This is a genomic window from Marinomonas balearica (assembly GCF_004362145.1).
Taxonomy (GTDB): Bacteria; Pseudomonadota; Gammaproteobacteria; order Pseudomonadales; family Marinomonadaceae; genus Marinomonas; species Marinomonas balearica.
In genome coordinates this window covers 295,314-314,648 of the sequence record NZ_SNXC01000009.1, presented here as the reverse complement: position 1 = coordinate 314,648, position 19,335 = coordinate 295,314, and the positions used below count along the sequence as shown (strand labels likewise).

Genomic DNA, 19,335 nt, shown 5'->3' with positions numbered 1-19,335 from the left:
CATGAAAAAGCATATTATCTCTGCACTTGTAACAGCGGCAGCTTGCTCTGCCCCGCTACATGCTGAAACCCTGTTTGAAGTTTACCAACTGGCCAAAGCTCACGACCCAAGTCTACGTTCTGCAGCGGCAACCTACCGCTCCGAACAGGAGTCAGTAACATCGACGAAAGGCGGGCTATACCCCTCACTTACTTTTTCGGGTAGTTTGGGATATGCACATACTGATGCGCCATCATCTGAATTTGATACTACGTCGAATAGCCTAGCGGTAAATCTAAGCTACCCTATATATTCACCAGCGCTAAATTATGCTGTTGACGCTGTTGAAATTCAGCTTGATAGCGCTGGCGTAGATTTAGAAGATGCAGAAGAAGAGCTTGCACTAAACACGCTAAAAGAATACTTCAAACTGCTTATCGCAAAAGCAACGCTCGAAACAGTCGAAGCTCAAGTAACAAGCACCGCAAGTCAACTTGAACGAGTACAAAAACAGTACGACGTCGGTTTGGTATCGATTACAGATCTACAAGACGCTAAAGCCGAATATGATTCCATAAGGGTAACGGAATTAAGCGCGAAATCCGATGTGGTTCTCGCACAAGAAACACTTCAACAGCGTACTGGAAAAACTCTTTCAGATATTCCTGTTTTGTCTGAACAATACCCAATAAAAGTCGACCCTTCAATCACTGCTGACTCAATGATCAAAAAAGCGAAACAAAGCAATAAATCATTGCGCTCGCTTGAATTGGCCGTAAATGCTGCTGAAAAAAACGTTGATATTCAAAAATCAAATGGACGCGTTCCAACGTTTGCAATCACAGGGTCATTGTCGCGAACAGACGAAAGCTATGATGGTATTACATCGACATCCGATGGCGTTACCAACAATGCTCAAGTTGCTCTAGGAGTTACAATTCCACTGTACAGCGGTGGTTCTATGTCAGCGAAAGTACGTCAAGCAACAGCAAGTGCTGAAGCGGCATACGAAACAAAAGCCAGCATTCTTCAAACAATTGAATTGAGCATCCGAGGAGCCGTCCTAGGCCTCCAAACAACCGCAGCTCAGGTTGAAGCTCAACGTCAACTCATCGTATCTAGAAAAAGCGCACTTGAAGCAACTCAAGCAGGCTACGATGTGGGCACTCGCAACCTTGTGGAATTGTTAAGTGCACAATCCAATCTGTACAGCGCACAAAGTACATATGAAACGTTACGCTACAATTTCGTAATTCAGCAAGTAGAACTGTACGAACTGACTGGAGAATTAACACTGGATAAAATTAACGAGCTGAACTCATGGCTCGTTAAGTCTTAAGCCATTCTTACGTTCTCTAGCCTTATAAAAAAGGAAGCATGCCGCTTCCTTTTTTATAATTCGTTTTTGAAGTAATTCTCTAGAGATGCCGCTCGATTTTTGCCTTGCGAACAATACCATCTCATACAAATAACCAGCCAACCCCTTTAAGATTCAATCTTTCCCCCACCGCAAAAAAATCAACTTAACTCCTGAGGAAAAATGAACATAGCACTTGGCAAGAATAGCTCTCGCAAAAAATAGCCCGACCTCAAACAATAAACCCCAGTAAAAACTGGGGTTTATTGTTTAAAAGCACTCCACTCACATAAGTAAGCAACTTTTACTTTTTAGATCATGAAGAACTTATTGCTCTACTTTCGCATTATTTTTCATTAATCGTAAATGCGAAGCGGAGTTCAACTGAGCTTGGTTCTGCGTTAAAAAGCGAGTATACGCTTCCGTCCGTGTAGCATCACTGTCTAAATCACCGACAACAACATCTAACAACTTCACAGCGACCACATCACCGTTAACAAGCGACTTAACAGCGTTTTCTGAGCCATCACCTTGAGGGTGAGGCATAGAGAACACTAAAGATGTCACTTCGTCTTGACCACGTGGAGCCAGTTCTACTTTTTTCCAATCCGCAGACTCTGAAGCACTAACAAGAAGCTGTTCAGCTTTTTCGTTAATAACAGATTCTGCTTTTTCTTTAATTAGCTTAGATGCGATCTCTGGTTTTGCTTCATCAAAAGGCAGCGGAGATTCTACTTTATGATCCTCAACATGGATAACAACAATTTTATCATCGCCCAGTTCAATAGGATCACTATTTTGGCCGTCTTGCATAACAGAATCGCTAAACGCTGCGCTTATGACTGCAGGCTCAGACGAAATAGAGTCATTTCCACCTTCTTTGCCAAAGTAGGCCGTCGTTTCAACTTTCAGGTTATATTCTTCTGCTAGTGGCGTTAGCTCGTCGCTTGCATAAGCCAAATCAGCAATATTTTCCTGTGCATCAAGCAAAGCGTCTTTCACTTTACGAGCGATAAGATCAGCAGTTAGTTGATCCGTTAACTCGCTTAATGTTGGAACGTCAGCCTTATCGATCGCATTCAGTCTAATCAGGTGAAAACCATATTGAGTCTCTACTTCTTGAACATCGCCAACATTCATGGCAAACAAAGCAGTCTCAAACGATTCATCCATAATACCTTTGCTCACAAAACCAAGCTCACCGCCTGTGTCTTTAGAACCTGGGTCTTCCGAATATTCTTTTGCTAATGACGCGAAGCTTTCACCGCCGGCCAATTTTGACTGAATATCAACAAGTATGGCTTTAGCATCTTCGTCAGAGCGATTACTTGTATCAATGAGAATATGGGATGCATCACGCTCTTCTGTGTCCATACCCGCAATTTCCGTTTGATACGCATTCTGCAATTCTTGATCCGTTACTTTCACATCCTCTTTAAAAGAATCGGAAGTAACGACGACATAGCTCAATTTCACTTGTTCAGGTGAAACAAACTCTTGCTGATGCTCGTCAAAGTATGACTTTAACTCAGCATCTGTAACATCGGTTTGCTCTGTTTGATCAGCCAATGAAAGCTGAACATATTCGTACGTTCGCTTTTGATTTTGTAATTCAGAGATCGCATTAATCTGGCTAGGCAATGTAAATTCAGATTCCGTTAAAGCAGAATTAAGCTGACTTAGCACATAGCTTTCTTTTATACGATCTTTATAAGCAAGTGGCGTAAAACCTAAACTACGGATCGTATTTATGTACTTATTTTGATCAAAAACACCATCGGTTTGAAACTGTTCAGCACTGACAAGCAAGTTATCGATTTGCGCATCAGATACGCCAAGCTCCAAATTGCTAGCCTGGTTTTTTAACACCGTTAATTCGATAAGGCTGTCCAACGCTCGACGCTGAAGCAAGTTTTCATCTAACAACGAAGGATCAATATTATTGCCCATCATTGCAATCAACTGGCGTCGTTGCGTGTCAGCCGCTTGAAGGACTTGAGTACGTGTAATTTCTTGGCCATCGACCTCAGCTACTGTTTCTGAAGAATTGAAACTTGTAACTAACGCATCAACCCCGAAAAGAGCAAAAGTCACCACAATAAAGCCAATTATGATTTTGACAATTAGGCTTTGCGACCTATCTCTAATATCCTGGAGCATTCTGCCTCCATTCTAAATTTTAAGTTATAAAAAAACGAAAAAGGTGCATTCCGCGGGGAATACACCTTTTGTATCTAATGGCGGAACAGACGGGACTCGAACCCGCGACCCCCTGCGTGACAGGCAGGTATTCTAACCAACTGAACTACTGCTCCTCAATACATTAGTTTACAGCGTCTTTTAGGCCTTTACCTGCTTTGAAGCTAGGAACCTTAGCTGCTTTAATTTGGATTTCTTCGCCTGTTTGAGGGTTACGACCAGTTCTTGCCGCACGCTCTTTAACTTGAAAAGTTCCAAAACCAACTAGAGTAACCTGATCGCCTTTAACTAGCGCTTCTTCAATTGTTTTTATAGTTGCGTCCAAAGCGTTGCTTGCAGCAGCTTTAGAAAGATCAGCAGACGCAGCAATTGCATCAATCAATTCAGATTTGTTCACGTTGTACCCCTTCAGTATTTTCGTGGTTCCTTAGAATCTTAATCGGAATGGAAAATGTACTCCGATTAAGTCGAGCATAAACACAAGCCCTTCCTATACCCTGCCAACACAGGGAACTGGCCTAATGATGACTTACAGTTTCTTGTTCATCAACAGTTTTTTCCTGTGTTGAAGCAGTTTTTGCCTCTTTTGGTGAAGGAATATACTCTAATGCGACATCCAACACCTCATCGATCCATTTTACAGGCACAATTTCCATATCCGCGACGATATTGTCAGGAATTTCTTTAAGGTCCCGAGCGTTCTCTTTCGGGATAATAATCGTCTTAATTCCACCTCGATGGGCCGCCAGCAATTTCTCTTTAAGACCGCCGATAGGAAGGACCTCACCACGAAGTGTGATTTCACCGGTCATAGCAACAGAAGCTTTTACAGGCACTTTTGCAAGCACTGAAACCATTGCAGTACACATCGCGATACCCGCACTTGGACCATCTTTAGGTGTAGCGCCTTCTGGAACGTGTAAATGAAGGTCTACTTTCTCATGAAAATCTTCATCAATACCTAAAGCGAGCGAGCGACTTCTGACAACCGTAAGAGCAGCTTGAATAGATTCCTGCATTACATCACCAAGTGAACCCGTTTTCACGTGACGCCCTTTACCCGGCACTCCAGCAGCTTCGATGGTAAGCAACTCTCCACCAACTGATGTCCACGCCAATCCAGTAACTTGACCAATTTGGTTTTTATCTTCCGCTTTACCATAGCTAAATTTGCGTACACCGGAGAACTCTTCTAAGTTATCAGATGTCACTTCTACCGTGTTTTTATCTTTGCTTAATGCTTGCTGTTTAACCACACGACGACAAATCTTGCTTAATTCTCGCTCCAAACCGCGGACACCCGCTTCTTTGGTGTAATAACGAACAACATCCATAATCGCTTCGTCTGAAACAGAAATTTCAACTTGTTTCAAACCAGCTAATTTAACCTGCTTTGGCAATAGGTAACGTTTTGCAATATTGAGCTTCTCATCCTCTGTGTAACCTGGGATTCGAATCACTTCCATACGATCCAATAAAGGACCAGGAATGTTCATACTGTTTGACGTACAAATGAACATAACATCAGAAAGATCGTAATCGACTTCCAAATAATGATCATTGAAAGTGTGATTCTGTTCTGGATCTAGCACTTCCAATAATGCGGAAGCAGGGTCACCCCGATGATCCATTCCCAACTTATCTATTTCATCAAGCAGGAATAAAGGGTTCTTAACTTTTACTTTAGCCAGCTTCTGAAGCAACTTACCAGGCATTGAACCGATGTAAGTACGACGATGACCACGGATCTCAGCTTCATCCCTTACACCACCCAGTGCCATACGCACATATTTGCGATTTACCGCCTTCGCTATGGATTGACCGAGTGAAGTTTTACCCACACCAGGAGGCCCAACCAAACACAGCACAGGCCCTTTTACTTTTTTAACACGTTGCTGAACCGCCAAGAACTCCAATATACGTTCTTTAACATCCTGCAAACCGTAATGATCTTGGTTTAACACTTTCTCCGCGTACGCTAAGTCGTTGCGTACTTTAGAGCGTTTTTTCCAAGGGAGTGAAATAAGCCAGTCAATATAACCACGTACCACTGTCGCTTCCGCAGACATAGGCGACATCATCTTCAATTTCTTAAGCTCAGACTCAGCCTTTTCAGTTGCTTCATCTGTCATACCTGCTTCAATAATTTTTTCCTGAAGCATATCGAGCTCATTTCCGCCCTCATCCATATCGCCAAGCTCTTTCTGAATGGCTTTCATTTGCTCATTCAAATAGTACTCACGCTGGCTTCGCTCCATTTGCTTTTTAACGCGACTGCGGATGCTTTTCTCTAAATGAGCAATGTCTAGCTCACCATCCATTAAGCCCATTAAATACTCGCCTCGCTCTATCAGCGAAATAAGTTCAAGGACTTTCTGTTTGTCTTCAAGCTTTAGACTCATATGCCCAGTAATGCTGTCGATAAGCTTCGACAAGTCATCGATGGATTTTACAGAAGTAACGACTTCACTAGGAATGCGCTTACTGCCAGAAACATACTCATCTAACTGTTTAAGAAGCGCATTTCGAATTGCATCGTACTCAGACTGATCTTCGTCTGAAGACGCCAACTCTTCGACAGTTGCCGTAATAAAGACTTCACCGTCAGACAATGACTGTAGATTTGCTCGGTACTTACCTTCTACAAGAACTTTTACCGTTCCATCTGGAAGGCGCAACAGCTGCATAATTTTTGCAACCGTACCGACCTCATAGAGATCCGCCTGAATAGGGTCATCTTTTGAAGCATCTTGCTGCGCAACAAGGAAAACGAGCTTGTCGTCATCCATAGCCGCCTCAAGCGCCTCGATTGATTTTGTGCGCCCAACAAATAATGGAAGCACCATATGGGGATAAACCACTACATCACGTAGAGGTAACATAGGGAGTGTTAGTGTATTCGACATATTATTTTCCAATCTGGGTCGCAAACCTATAATAATTAATCGCGACAAGCTTTGTTATATAGAGATTGGGACAAAGGGAGAAATTACAAGCGTTTCGTTCTAAGTATTGGATCTCTTATCCATATTTAGCAAATACTTTGCCATAAAAAAACCGAGTTGCTTTCGCAACTCGGTTTTTGATCGCTAGTTATTACGCGGGTTAGCCATTATTTGCTGCAGAGTCTTCTTTCTCTAAAAGCATCAAAGGCGTAGTTTCACCACGAATAGACGCGCCATCCATCACAACTTTAACAACATCTGATCTGTTTGGAAGTTCATACATGCAATCCAACAGCGCAGATTCAAGAATGCTTCGCAAACCACGAGCACCCGTTTTACGCTCTAATGCCAAATGAGCCGCTTCACGTAAAGAGTCCTCAGTAAATTCAAGCTCAACACCTTCAAGATCAAACAAGTGCTGATATTGCTTAGTCAGAGCATTTTTTGGCTCACTAAGAATTGTCATCAGCGCTTCTTCATCCAGTTCAGATAAAGTAGCAACAACAGGCAATCGACCTACAAACTCGGGGATCAAACCAAACTTCACTAGATCTTCTGTTTCTACTTGATGCACTGCTTCAGAGAAAGAACGGTCTTCATCTTTGCTTTTCACGGTCGCAGAGAAGCCAATACTACTCTTCTCAGTACGATCACTGATAACACGCTCAAGCCCTGCAAATGCACCGCCACAAATAAACAAGATGTTAGACGTATCTACTTGCAAAAACTCCTGCTGAGGGTGTTTACGACCACCTTGAGGAGGAACAGAAGCGACAGTCCCCTCAATAAGCTTCAAGAGGGCCTGCTGAACACCTTCACCAGATACATCACGAGTAATAGATGGGTTATCGGATTTGCGAGAAATTTTATCGATTTCGTCAATATAAACGATACCACGTTGCGCTTTCTCTACATCGTAATCACAGTTTTGAAGCAGTTTCTGGATGATATTCTCTACATCCTCGCCCACGTAACCCGCTTCAGTAAGCGTAGTCGCATCCGCAATTGTAAATGGCACATCCAATACGCGTGCGAGCGTCTGTGCAAGAAGTGTTTTACCACTACCCGTCGGGCCAATTAAAAGAATATTACTTTTACCCAACTCAACCGGAGCATCTTTCGCACCTTGATGACGTAAACGCTTATAATGGTTATAGACCGCAACCGCTAAAACCTTTTTAGCGCGATCTTGCCCAATAACGTAGTCATCAAGAGACGTACTCAATTTAAGCGGTGTAGGAAGCTCATCACCAGATTCTTCAGACTCATCAGTTTGCATCAACTCTTGAGTGATAATATTGTTGCATAAATCAACACACTCATTGCAAATGTAAACGGAAGGTCCCGCAATTAATTTTCTAACTTCGTCCTGGCTTTTGCCACAAAACGAACAATAAAGCAGCCGATCAGAGTGGTCACCTCGGCTAAACTTATCATCAGACATTAAATCCCACCCTTACTAATTTAAGCTAGACGCTTTTCTAAAATATCGTCAATCAATCCATATTCTTTAGCAGATTCAGGATTCATAAAATTATCGCGATCGGTATCTTCTGCAACCTTCTCAATTGGCTGACCAGTATGATGCGCAATAATTTCATTCAAACGATGCTTGATAGACAAAATTTCGCGAGTATGAATTTCGATATCAGATGCCTGACCTTGATAACCTCCAAGCGGCTGATGAATCATAACTCGTGAATTAGGCAAGCAGTAACGTTTGCCGGCAGCACCTGCTGTCAACAAAAGCGCTCCCATGCTCGCAGCCTGACCGATACACATTGTGCTCACATCAGGTTTGATAAATTGCATTGTGTCATAAATCGACATCCCAGCGGTAACCGAACCACCCGGAGAATTTATATACAAATGGATATCCTTATCTGGATTCTCGGATTCGAGAAACAGTAATTGCGCTACGACCAAATTTGCCATGTGATCTTCTACTTGGCCAACGAGGAAAATAACCCTTTCTTTAAGCAGACGAGAATAGATATCGAAAGACCGTTCACCACGAGCAGTTTGCTCGATAACCATAGGGACAAGGCCGTTACTTGTAATCGCTACAGGACCAGTAGTCGGGGTCATTAAATTCATATTGCATTCCTTAAAAACAAAAAAGCCGACATAGCATACGCTATATCGGCCTTGTGTAGAATTATAAGCTAAAACTTATGCTTCTTCGCCTTCTACTGCTTCAGCAGCGGCTGGCGCATCTGGCTTGATAGCGTCTTCGTAGCCCAAAGTGACTTCTTCCACTTGAGCGCTTTCTAAAAGTTTATCAACAACTTGCTCTTCAAGTACAGCAGATTGAACTTGAGCTAACTGTTCTTTGTTGTTTAGGTAGAATTCAACTACTTGTTGAGGCTCTTGGTAGGCTTGCGCCATATCTTCCAAGAAAGCTTTAACACGATCATCATCTACGCTTAGCTCATTCTGCTTGATAACTTCAGAGATTAACAGTCCAAGTTTAGCACGCTTTGTCGCTTCGTCTTGGAACAACTCAGCTGGTAATTGAGATGCGTCGAAACCTTGACCGCCAAACTGACGTGCAGCTTGCTCTCGTAGGCCATCAACTTCTTGATCTACCAATGAAGCTGGAACGTCAAGATCGTTGTTAGCTAGTAGGCTGTCGAACAAGCTGTTTTTCAATTTAGCTTTAACCGCTTGGCTAAGCTCACGCTCCATATTTTTGCTAACTTCAGCGCGAAGAGCTTCTAAAGTAGGCTCATCACCAAGACCAAATTTCTCAGCGAATTCGTCATTCAGTTCAGGCAAAATTTGCTCTGCAACTTCTTTAGCAGCAATTTTAAATGTAGCCACTTGACCTTTAAGGTTTTCAGCTTGGTAGTCTTCAGGGAAGGTTACTTCAATAGTACGCTCTTCTCCTGCTTTAATACCCTCTACGCCAGATTCAAAACCTGGGATCATTGTATTAGAGCCTAAAACCAATTTGTGGTCATCTGCTTTACCGCCTTCGAATGCTTCATCGCCGATGAAACCTTCAAAATCGATTGTAACTTGATCGCCATCTTTCGCTTCACGCTCAACAGCTGTCCACTCTGCATTTTGCTTGCGAAGAGTCTCTAGCATTGTATCAACGTCTGCTTCAGTTACATCAGAGTTTACACGTTTTGCTTCAAGTTTCGCTGCATCAGCCAACTCAATCGTTGGGTAAACTTCAACTTTTGCAGTGAATTCTAGATCAGAACCTTCTTCGATGTTTTTAGGTTCGATAGACGGCATACCCGCTGGCTGGATAGATTCAGCTTGAACAGCTTCAATATACGCATCACGCATAATTTGCTCTACCGCTTCCAGGCGAATACCTTTGCCGTAACGCTTTTTAACAACACTTACTGGCACTTTACCTTTACGGAAACCGTCGATACGAACGGTTTTAGCGGTTTTAGCGACTTCAGAGCTTACTTTTTCTTCAATTCGCGCAGCAGGAACACTGATGGTAAGTACGCGTTCGATAGGAGACGTTGTCTCTACTGAAACTTGCATAAAACTTCCTCTTGGGAGTTTGCTTTATTTGTTGACGTAGGCAGCAGATGAAAATCTTTAGTAAGCAAAACAATCAACAAAGCCAAAATTTGATTACATTAAAGCAATGGGCTGAAATGGCGCGCCTGAAGGGATTCGAACCCCTGACCGTCCGCTTAGAAGGCGGATGCTCTATCCAACTGAGCTACAGGCGCAAAACTCATTACGTTTTTCGTGGTGGGCTATTATAGAGATCGATCGTGTCCCGTCAACAGAAAGATATAAAAAAGCCCAGTTTTAATAAACTGGGCTGAAAATATGACATTTTGTCACCAAGGAACCGTAAAAAAAACCAAGAAAATACTTAGCTAATCAACGGAACAAATATCACAAAAGGAACGGTTATATAGTATCCTCGAATACAGACTAACGCAAGCAAGATGCGCCATAATATTGCATCTTGCACTATCAGTGTGCATTGCGATCTTTTCTTGCACATTTCAATAATAATGTATGACCGGATAACCAATTAGCATGCACGCAACACAAATCAGATCAAATGCTTTCGACATCTTAAAAAAAGCAGTCAGTCGATTTAATAAAAGCGCTGTATCTCAAAAAGCGTCTCAACTCACGCTAGCTTCCCTCCTAGCAGCAGTGCCGATCATTACCATAATATTTGGCATATTAAGCTTAACTCCTGCCCTGAGCTCTCTTGAAACCACATTGATTAGCTTTATAGAATCAAATTTGGCTCCGGGCAGCAGCAATGAAGTTATCTCCTATTTACTTAGCTTTTCAGATCAAGCAAAAAACTTATCACTCGCAGGCTTCGTCACACTGCTCGTTACCGCACTCTTGTTACTAAACAGTTTTGAAAACAGTGTTCAAGCAATCTGGGACATCCACCAAAAACGCTCCATAAAAGACAAACTACTCACATATTGGGCCATACTCACCTTGGGTCCCATACTTTTAGCGGCCTCACTGAGCTTATACGGAGCTCTGATTTCCTTCCAACTTGCTGGCATCGAGCTAAGCCACTTTACCGACAAACTTTTTGACTTCGGTAAATTTGCCATTTATACCTTTATGCTCCTTTTGCTCAATTACCTTGCACCAAACACCAACACATCAATCAAACTTTCACTTATTTGTTCTGCCTTCGGCGCATCGCTACTCATATTACTCAACACCATTTTTGCGAATTTCGCTCAGTTTTTTGCAAATTATCAGGTGATTTATGGAGCTTTCGCTGCCCTACCTATTTTTTTGGTTTGGCTACAAGCAAGCTGGGCCATTGCATTGGCAACTATTTGCTTAAACGCTACATTACACGAATGGCATGAATCGCAATAATTCAGCCGATAGGTTAAAATCACCCTACTTGTTATTTGTGAACCATAAAATATGACCATTCAAAAAATTGAAGAACTAAACACCATTCTTGAAGAAGCAGACTGCCTAATAAATGCAGAACAACTGGATAGCGCAATCGATAAAATAGCGAACCAAATCACCAAAGATTATGGCGATAAGCTTCCTATCGTAATTTGCGTCATGAATGGCGGACTAATACCAACCGCAGCCCTTCTCGAAAAGCTACAATTCCCTCTTGAACTGGATTACGTTCATGCGACACGATATGGAATGGAACTGGAAGGACAAGTTGAACTAAAGTGGCACAGCTACCCTCAATCTGACTTCAAAGATCGACATATTTTAGTCATGGATGATATTTTTGACCAAGGGCACACACTAAAAGCCATTGTTGAGTGGTTTAAAGAGAACGGAGCAAAAACCGTTTCTTGCGCAACGACAGTCAATAAACTGCACGATCGAAAAGTTGAAATGACACCTGAGTATGTCGGTGCAGAGGTTGAAGATAGGTTTTTATTCGGCTATGGAATGGATTACAAAGGCTACTTCAGAAACCTGAAAGGTATTTACGCAGTAAAAGGCACTTAGTAAAAACACCTGATATTTATTCCAAAGCATAAAAAAACCGCTCAGAACTATTCAGAGCGGTTTTTTTTGCGTTTAGAACGGCAATACAATTTAAAAAACTCGGTTAAATCCATTCAAGGCAGCGACACGATACGCTTCTGCCATAGTTGGATAGTTAAACGTAGTATTCAAAAAGTACTTAAGTGTATTTTGCTCACCAGGCTGCTTCATAATTGCCTGCCCGATGTGTACGATCTCTGACGCTTGGTCACCAAAACAATGGATACCCAAAATTTCAAGTGATTCGCGATGGAACAAAATTTTCAACATCCCGACTGCTTCGTCAGTAATTTGCGCACGAGCGGTATTTTTGAAGAATGCACGACCCACTTCATAAGGCACTTTTTCACTGGTTAACTCAGCCTCAGTTTTACCAACTGAACTGATCTCAGGAATAGTATAGATACCAGTTGGCACCTCACTGATGAAATGACCTCCTTCGATACCAAACATATTTGCCGCTACAGCCCGACCTTGATCGTAAGCTGCACTCGCCAAACTTGGCCATCCGATAACATCACCCGCAGCATATACATGCTCAACTTGTGTTTGATACGTATCATTAACGGCTAACTGGCCTCGCGCGTTCGCATCCAACCCAATGGCTTCCAAGCCAAGATCTTTAGTATTCCCTGAGCGGCCATTACAGAACAACAAAGCATCCGCACGCAGTTTTTTACCCGATGTCATATGCATAACAACACCGCGTTCAGTCGTCTCTACTGAGTCGTAAGTTTCGTTATGACGAATCAATACACCACTGTCTCGAAGGTGATAACTTAGTGCATCCGTAATCTCATCATCCAAGAAGCTTAAAAGCTTTTTACCTGGGTTAATAAGCTCAACTCGAACCCCTAAGCCACAAAAGATAGAAGCGTACTCAGAACCAATAACACCCGCACCGTATATAATTAAAGACCTTGGGGTATGATTTAAGCTCAAGATAGTGTCTGAGCAATAGATTCTCGGATGATCAAAATCAATATTTTCTGGTCTATAAGGGCGAGAACCTGTTGCTATGACCACCTTATCAGCGACCAATAATTCTGGTCCTTGCTCATAGGTGTTCACCTCAATTGTATTGGCGTCTTTAAAGCGACCTCGACCAAAAAAGATATCAATGCGGTTACGGGCATAGTATTCAGTACGTCCCATAACTTGCTTATCAATAACTTTATTTGCGCGATTTAGCACTTTAGGAAATGAAAACCAACGCGGCTCACCAATATCCCTAAACATCGGGTTAGTGTTAAAGGCGATAATTTCTTTAACTGCATGCCTAAGTGCCTTTGAAGGAATTGTACCTAAATGAGTACAGCTTCCCCCCACTTTTGGACTCGCTTCCACCACTGCAACACGTTTACCCGCTTTGGCTGCGTTCATAGCAGCACCTTCCCCAGCAGGCCCTGTTCCTAATACAACGACATCGTAATGTCTAGTGGTCATAATTTCCCCTTAATTTAATCTTTACTTGGAAGCATCGTAAAATTGACTGTCATCGACCGAGGCTGCGCGTGCTTTCTTCGTTTCCTTTTCGCACTTTCCTTTATCTCCGCCACAAATGTCACAAGCGACTTCCATACCCAGTGCGCTCATACCACCGCAAGAACCTGAAATCGGTTTACGACCCATAAGGACACCAACTGCCATTGCCGCTACAAGCAACAACATTAAAACGAATGCTAGAATGATGGTTAACATAAAACCTCCAACTTAGCGCACCTACTTTAACGCTATGATAAATACTGTTTAATTAAGGTAGGATTTAAACGCTTTTGAATATTCTTCTTTAAACCCAAAATCTTCTTTTACAAGCATATAGGCTGCGATGTCATTTCGCTCGGCAAACTCTAGACCTTTTTTAGGCCCCAATACATTTATCGCCGTAGCCAAACCATCTGCCAACATTACGCTGTCTGCAATAATAGTAACAGAGACTAGCCTATGGGTAATGGGTTTTCCTGTTTTTGGATCTATTGTATGTGAATATCGAACACCATTTTTCTCAAAATAATTACGATAGTCACCAGACGTTGCAATTGAAAGGTTATCCGCCTGTATGATTTTTTGGGCAACACTGTGGCCACCACCTGGACTCTCGATACCTATTTCCCAATGAGATCCATCATCTTTCATCCCTTTCGTGCGGATTTCGCCCCCCACTTCAACCAAATAGTCGTGAATCCCAAAACTATCAAGTGTGGCGGCAACTTGATCAACACCAAAGCCTTTTGCGATAGAAGAAAGGTCCACATAAATGTCTTCCGTTTTTTCTAACTGCACACCATCTAGGCTTAAGTAATGGAAGCCAACTTTTTGTTGGGCACTTTCAATTTCTTCCTGAGTCGGCACCTTATCTTCTTTTGCGCCTGGGCCAAACCCCCACAAGTTCACAAGCGGCCCAACGGTAACATCATATGCTCCATCAGTTAGCTCACTCAGCTTGAGTGCAGCTCCAATTACATGAGCAATATCGCGTGAAACGTCAATAGATTGCCCTACGTTTGATTTATTAAATAAAGACAATTCTGAACTTGGGTCGTACGTTGACATCAGCTTGTTAACTCTTACCAACACCTGATCGACAGAGTCTTTGATATCTATCGTCGAAGGCGAACGTTCATTGGTAACAAACTTAACGGTATAGGTTGTGCCCATTGTAGGGCCAGAGAAACCAACTAATTCCGGTGTAAATGAAAAGAGTCGATACAGTACTGCAACGGCAACAATAGCCAGAACAGCTATGAGTGCTTTGTTTCGCATATTTCCTTCGCAATTACCATTAAAACAAAAGCCCACCATAATTGGCGGGCCTTAGCATGAGGTGGTTAGCCACCAAAGTCATCTAGCAAGATATTATCTTTCTCAACACCGAGATCTTCTAACATCTTGATAACAGAAGCGTTCATCATTGGAGGCCCACACATGTAGAACTCACAATCTTCTGGTGCTGGGTGATCTTTAAGGTAGTTTTCATAAAGTACATTATGAATGAAACCGGTATAACCTTCCCAACCATCTTCTGGCAGTGGGTCTGACAAAGCCAAATGCCACTTGAAGTTTTCATTTTCGTCCTGAAGCATATCATATTCTTCAGTATAGAAAGCTTCACGTAAACTACGTGCACCATACCAGAAAGACATTTTACGCGAAGAGTTAAGACGCTTAAGCTGATCAAAGATATGCGAACGCATTGGCGCCATACCTGCACCACCACCGATGAACACCATCTCAGCATCAGTATCTTTAGCAAAAAACTCACCAAATGGACCGTATACTTTGATTTTGTCGCCAGGCGTCAAACTAAACACGTAGGATGACATTTGACCTGGTGGCACATTATCTTTACCTGGAGGTGGCGAAGCGATACGAATATTGAATTTAACAATACCCTTCTCTTCAGGATAGTTAGCCATTGAGTATGCACGAATGATCGGCTCGTCAACTTTAGATACGAATTTCCAAAGATTAAACTTATCCCAATCCTCACGATATTCTTCATCAATGACAAAGTCTTTGTAGTTTGCTGTATGAGCAGGCGCTTCAAGTTGAACATAACCACCCGCACGGAAATCTACATTTTCACCCTCAGGAAGTCGAAGCGTTAACTCTTTGATAAAGGTCGCAACATTATCGTTAGCCTCAACAGTACACTCCCAAGCCTTAACTCCAAAGACCTCTTCAGGTACTTCAACATCCATATCTTGCTTAACAGCAACCTGACATGAAAGACGAAAACCTTCCTTTTCTTCACGGCGAGTAAAGTGAGATTGCTCAGTGGATAGCATAGAACCACCACCACTCATTACTTTACATTTACATTGTGCACAAGTACCGCCACCACCACATGCTGATGATAGGAAGATACCGCTGTTCGCCAATGTTTGAAGCAACTTACCACCTGCTGGGGCTGTTACTTCCTTCTCGCCATTAATACGTATAGTGACGTCACCTGTGCTTACCAAGCGAGCGCGAGCAGCCAAAATAATGGCAACCAACGCTAGCACGATAGCTGTAAACATCACCACACCTAGAATAATTTCTAAGTTGACCATGTTAGTAAAACCTTCTTCTTGGTTGTCCTAAAGTACGCAACATTAAAGCTGCACACCAGAAAATGACATAAAGCCCAAACTCATCAAGCCCACAGTGATGAAGGTAATACCTAAACCACGTAAACCTGCAGGGACATCAGAGTACTTCAGTTTTTCGCGAATCCCTGCCAAAGCAGCAATCGCCAATGCCCAGCCAATACCAGCACCAACACCGTATACCAGACTCTCACTGAAGTTATAGTCACGTTCTACCATGAAAAGAGACGCACCCATGATTGCACAGTTAACTGTAATCAAAGGCAGGAATACACCCAATGCGTTATATAACGCCGGCATGTATTTATCTAATGTCATCTCAAGTATCTGAACAACCGCAGCAATAACACCGATGTAGCTCAACAAGCCCAAAAAGCTTAAATCTACGCCAGGTAAACCTGCCCACTCAAGAGCGCCGTCTTGCAAAAGGTTTTTATACAAAAGGTTGTTAAGCGGTACCGTAATCGCCAATACAACGACTACAGCAATACCAAGACCAATTGCAGTTTCAACTTTTTTAGACAATGCCAAAAACGTACACATACCCAAGAAGAAGGCAAGTGCCATGTTTTCAACAAAAATCGCCTTTATAAAAAGACTAATAAAATGTTCCATTACAGTGCCTCCTGAACTCGAGAGTTAGCCGCAATTTTGAACTCCGGCTCTTCAACCTGCTCAGTTTTGTACGCGCGTAGCGCCCAAATAACCAAACCGATAACAAAGAACGCACTTGGCGGAAGTAACATAAGGCCATTTGGCTGATACCAACCACCGTTTTGAACGGTAGTAAAGATCTCAACACCGAATAACTTACCTGCACCGAATAGCTCACGGAAAACCGCAACAATGATTAGCATGGCACTGTAGCCTAAGCCATTACCAATACCGTCCAAAAAGCTCATTGCTGGGCCATTTTTCATTGCATAGGCTTCAGCACGACCCATTACGATACAGTTTGTAATGATCAGACCAACGAAAACAGACAATTGCTTACTGATTTCAAAAGCAAATGCTTTAAGCACCTGATCAACCACAATAACCAATGAGGCAATAATGATCATTTGAACAATGATACGAATACTGTTTGGAATATGGTTACGGATAATAGCGATAAAAAAGTTTGAGAACGCAGTTACAAGCGTAAGCGCAATCGCCATAACCAAACTGACACTCAAACTACTTGTTACTGCTAATGCAGAACAAATACCCAGAATCTGCAGAGCAATCGGGTTATTTGATAGAATAGGCCCAAACAGAACCTTTTTCACATCAGACATGTTTACACTCCCTCTTTACGCAGTTTTGCAAGGAAAGGACCAAAACCATCGTCACCCAACCAATATTTCACAAGGTTAGTCACACCACGGCTTGTCAAAGTCGCACCAGATAAGCCATCAATTTGATGAGCTGCGTCCGGATTTGCTGAGTCTACAGAACCTTTCACCAAGTGAATTACAGCTTCGCCTTGTGCGTTGTAAACCTCTTTACCCTTCCACTGTGCTTTCCAGTTTGGATTATCAACTTCACCACCCAGTCCAGGTGTTTCAGCTTGATCATAGAAGCCAAAACCAATGACTGTTGAGAAATCATTTTCCAATGCCATAAAGCCGTACATAGTAGACCAAAGGCCGTAACCGTGTACTGGGACAATAATGCGATCAATTGATTCGCCTGCCTTAACCAAGTAAACCGTTGCAAACTTCGCGCGACGCTTGATGGAAGCTGGATCGTTATCTCCACTCAATGCAATAGACAACGCAGGATCACCGGCAGCCGCTTTTTGCAAATAAGTATCAACATTCAAACCCGCTGCATCCAACTCAGCTTGAGTTGCAAAAGCACCAGTATCCAAATTAACCAAACGTTTTTCTACAGTAGAAAACACTTCGTCAATCGATTTATTCGGATCTAGCATGCCAGCTGCTGAAAGAATATTACGTTTACGATCCAAGTCTTTGTTTGCTTCCTGAATTGGCTTTAAGCCAACCGCTGCTGCTGCAACAAAAATTGAGCAAACAAGACATAGAGAAAGCGCAACCGTAATGGTTTTTTTGATGCTATCGTTTCCACTAGCCATTGCGAGCAATCCTCCGTTTAATATTTGCCTGTACAACAAAGTGATCTATAAAGGGAGCAAATAGGTTTGCGAATAGAATAGCAAGCATCATACCCTCAGGATACGCAGGGTTAACAACACGTATTAACACCACCATAACACCGATCAAAGCGCCATAGAAAAGCTTACCCTTGTTCGTCATTGACGCTGAAACAGGATCCGTCGCCATGTACATCATGCCGAACGCAAAACCACCCATGACCAAATGCCAGTACCAAGGCGTTGCAAACATTGCATTTGATTCAGAGCCGATAGCATTAAAGAGCAATGAGGTAAGAACCATCCCCAGCATAACGCCCGCAACGATCCGCCAATTGGCTATCTTCATAACCAATAAAGCACCACCACCTATCAGAATAGCCAGTGTCGACGTTTCACCCATTGAGCCTTGAACAAACCCAAAGAACGCATCAGACCAAGCAACACTTAATGCTTCTACACCGCCTGCTGCAGCTTGACTAAGCATAGTCGCGCCTGAGAAACCGTCAACAGCAGTCCAAACTGCATCACCAGACATAGAAGCCGGGTAAGCGAAGAATAGGAAAGCACGACCCGCCAAAGCAGGGTTTAGGAAGTTTTTACCTGTACCACCAAATACCTCTTTACCTAGAACCACACCGAATGTGATACCAAGTGCTACCTGCCAAAGCGGAATAGTCGCTGGCAAAGAAAGAGAGAATAGGATAGACGTAACAAAGAACCCTTCATTCACTTCGTGTTTACGCACAGAAGCGAACAAAACTTCCCAGAAACCACCGACGACAAACGTAGTCAGATAGACGGGTAAGAAATACATTGCGCCATAAATCATGTTATCCCAAACACTAGACACATCGTAAGTCGTTACCGCACCAATGATCGCATGACGCCATGTTTCGCCGCCATCAACGCCCATTGCATCCATCGCAGTATTGGCCTGAAGACCAATATTGTACATGCCGAAAAACATCGCTGGAAACGTACACATCCACACAAGAATCATGATTCGCTTCATATCGACAGCATCACGAACATGTGCATTGGTTTTTGTAACACTGCTTGGACGATAGAAAATAGTATCTACAGCTTCATAAAGCGCATACCAATTTTCATATTTACCGCCGCTATGGAACTCAGGTTCCATTTTATCAAGAATTTTTCTAAGACCCATAA

The 19,335-nt window shown here is 42.7% G+C and carries 17 protein-coding genes and 2 tRNA genes; 3 read left to right on the top strand and 16 right to left on the bottom strand.

Annotation, left to right across the window (positions count from 1 at the left end):
• Nucleotide 1: 1 nt before the first annotated feature.
• Nucleotides 2–1,318, top strand: coding sequence for a TolC family outer membrane protein (locus DFP79_RS03040; RefSeq protein WP_133502478.1), 1,317 nt, complete (start codon nt 2–4; stop codon nt 1,316–1,318).
• A 345-nt stretch (nt 1,319–1,663) separates the two neighbouring features.
• Here DFP79_RS03040 and DFP79_RS03035 read toward each other — a convergent pair whose 3' ends face one another.
• The 8 genes from DFP79_RS03035 to DFP79_RS03000 all read right to left on the bottom strand — a co-directional run bounded on the left by DFP79_RS03035 (nt 1,664) and on the right by DFP79_RS03000 (nt 10,184).
• Entirely contained in the window at nt 1,664–3,496 is a 1,833-nt protein-coding gene (locus DFP79_RS03035; RefSeq protein WP_133502477.1) for a SurA N-terminal domain-containing protein, read from the bottom strand.
• Between the two features lie 78 nt (nt 3,497–3,574).
• Nucleotides 3,575–3,651: transfer RNA gene (locus DFP79_RS03030), tRNA-Asp, on the bottom strand.
• An 8-nt stretch (nt 3,652–3,659) separates the two neighbouring features.
• Nucleotides 3,660–3,932: an HU family DNA-binding protein gene (locus DFP79_RS03025; protein ID WP_133502476.1), complete on the bottom strand. Its 273-nt coding sequence runs from the start codon at nt 3,930–3,932 to the stop codon at nt 3,660–3,662.
• A 121-nt stretch (nt 3,933–4,053) separates the two neighbouring features.
• Nucleotides 4,054–6,441 carry an endopeptidase La gene (gene lon / locus DFP79_RS03020; protein WP_133502475.1) on the bottom strand — a complete coding sequence of 796 codons (2,388 nt, stop codon included), beginning with the start codon at nt 6,439–6,441 and terminating at the stop codon, nt 4,054–4,056.
• 199 nt (nt 6,442–6,640) lie between these two features.
• Nucleotides 6,641–7,924, bottom strand: a complete 1,284-nt coding sequence (clpX, locus tag DFP79_RS03015; RefSeq protein WP_133502474.1) for an ATP-dependent protease ATP-binding subunit ClpX — start codon at nt 7,922–7,924, stop codon at nt 6,641–6,643.
• 20 nt (nt 7,925–7,944) lie between these two features.
• Nucleotides 7,945–8,577 (bottom strand): ATP-dependent Clp endopeptidase proteolytic subunit ClpP, encoded by a 633-nt coding sequence (gene clpP, locus DFP79_RS03010; RefSeq protein ID WP_013661713.1) that lies wholly within the window; start codon nt 8,575–8,577, stop codon nt 7,945–7,947.
• A gap of 75 nt (nt 8,578–8,652) precedes the next feature.
• Complete coding sequence (gene tig / locus DFP79_RS03005) at nt 8,653–9,990, bottom strand: trigger factor (RefSeq protein ID WP_133502473.1); 1,338 nt, start codon at nt 9,988–9,990, stop codon at nt 8,653–8,655.
• A gap of 117 nt (nt 9,991–10,107) precedes the next feature.
• A tRNA-Arg gene (locus DFP79_RS03000) sits at nt 10,108–10,184 on the bottom strand.
• Nucleotides 10,185–10,503: 319 nt separating this feature from the next.
• Here DFP79_RS03000 and DFP79_RS02995 point away from each other — a divergent pair.
• Both DFP79_RS02995 and DFP79_RS02990 read left to right on the top strand, forming a co-directional pair.
• Entirely contained in the window at nt 10,504–11,328 is an 825-nt protein-coding gene (locus DFP79_RS02995; protein WP_133502472.1) for a YihY family inner membrane protein, read from the top strand.
• A gap of 51 nt (nt 11,329–11,379) precedes the next feature.
• On the top strand, nt 11,380–11,937 hold the full coding sequence (locus DFP79_RS02990) for a hypoxanthine-guanine phosphoribosyltransferase (protein ID WP_133502471.1): 558 nt from the start codon (nt 11,380–11,382) through the stop codon (nt 11,935–11,937).
• A 90-nt stretch (nt 11,938–12,027) separates the two neighbouring features.
• Here the strand turns inward: DFP79_RS02990 and sthA are convergent, their stop codons facing one another.
• The 8 genes from sthA to DFP79_RS02950 all read right to left on the bottom strand — a co-directional run bounded on the left by sthA (nt 12,028) and on the right by DFP79_RS02950 (nt 19,333).
• Nucleotides 12,028–13,422 (bottom strand): Si-specific NAD(P)(+) transhydrogenase, encoded by a 1,395-nt coding sequence (gene sthA / locus DFP79_RS02985; protein ID WP_133502470.1) that lies wholly within the window; start codon nt 13,420–13,422, stop codon nt 12,028–12,030.
• A gap of 21 nt (nt 13,423–13,443) precedes the next feature.
• Nucleotides 13,444–13,677 (bottom strand): (Na+)-NQR maturation NqrM, encoded by a 234-nt coding sequence (gene nqrM, locus DFP79_RS02980; protein ID WP_133502469.1) that lies wholly within the window; start codon nt 13,675–13,677, stop codon nt 13,444–13,446.
• A gap of 48 nt (nt 13,678–13,725) precedes the next feature.
• The gene (locus DFP79_RS02975) at nt 13,726–14,739 is read right to left on the bottom strand and encodes an FAD:protein FMN transferase (protein WP_133502468.1); all 1,014 of its coding nucleotides are present in this window, start codon (nt 14,737–14,739) and stop codon (nt 13,726–13,728) included.
• A 65-nt stretch (nt 14,740–14,804) separates the two neighbouring features.
• Nucleotides 14,805–16,031: an NADH:ubiquinone reductase (Na(+)-transporting) subunit F gene (nqrF, locus tag DFP79_RS02970; protein ID WP_133502467.1), complete on the bottom strand. Its 1,227-nt coding sequence runs from the start codon at nt 16,029–16,031 to the stop codon at nt 14,805–14,807.
• Nucleotides 16,032–16,073: 42 nt separating this feature from the next.
• The gene (gene nqrE / locus DFP79_RS02965) at nt 16,074–16,682 is read right to left on the bottom strand and encodes an NADH:ubiquinone reductase (Na(+)-transporting) subunit E (RefSeq protein ID WP_133502466.1); all 609 of its coding nucleotides are present in this window, start codon (nt 16,680–16,682) and stop codon (nt 16,074–16,076) included.
• Nucleotides 16,682–17,344, bottom strand: coding sequence for an NADH:ubiquinone reductase (Na(+)-transporting) subunit D (locus tag DFP79_RS02960; RefSeq protein WP_133502465.1), 663 nt, complete (start codon nt 17,342–17,344; stop codon nt 16,682–16,684). Before DFP79_RS02960 ends, nqrE begins: the two co-directional genes overlap by 1 nt.
• A gap of 2 nt (nt 17,345–17,346) precedes the next feature.
• A complete protein-coding gene (locus DFP79_RS02955) occupies nt 17,347–18,144 on the bottom strand; it encodes a Na(+)-translocating NADH-quinone reductase subunit C (RefSeq protein ID WP_133502464.1) in 798 nt (265 codons plus the stop codon).
• Nucleotides 18,137–19,333: an NADH:ubiquinone reductase (Na(+)-transporting) subunit B gene (locus tag DFP79_RS02950; RefSeq protein ID WP_133502463.1), complete on the bottom strand. Its 1,197-nt coding sequence runs from the start codon at nt 19,331–19,333 to the stop codon at nt 18,137–18,139. Before DFP79_RS02950 ends, DFP79_RS02955 begins: the two co-directional genes overlap by 8 nt.
• Between the last annotated feature and the right edge of the window lie 2 nt (nt 19,334–19,335).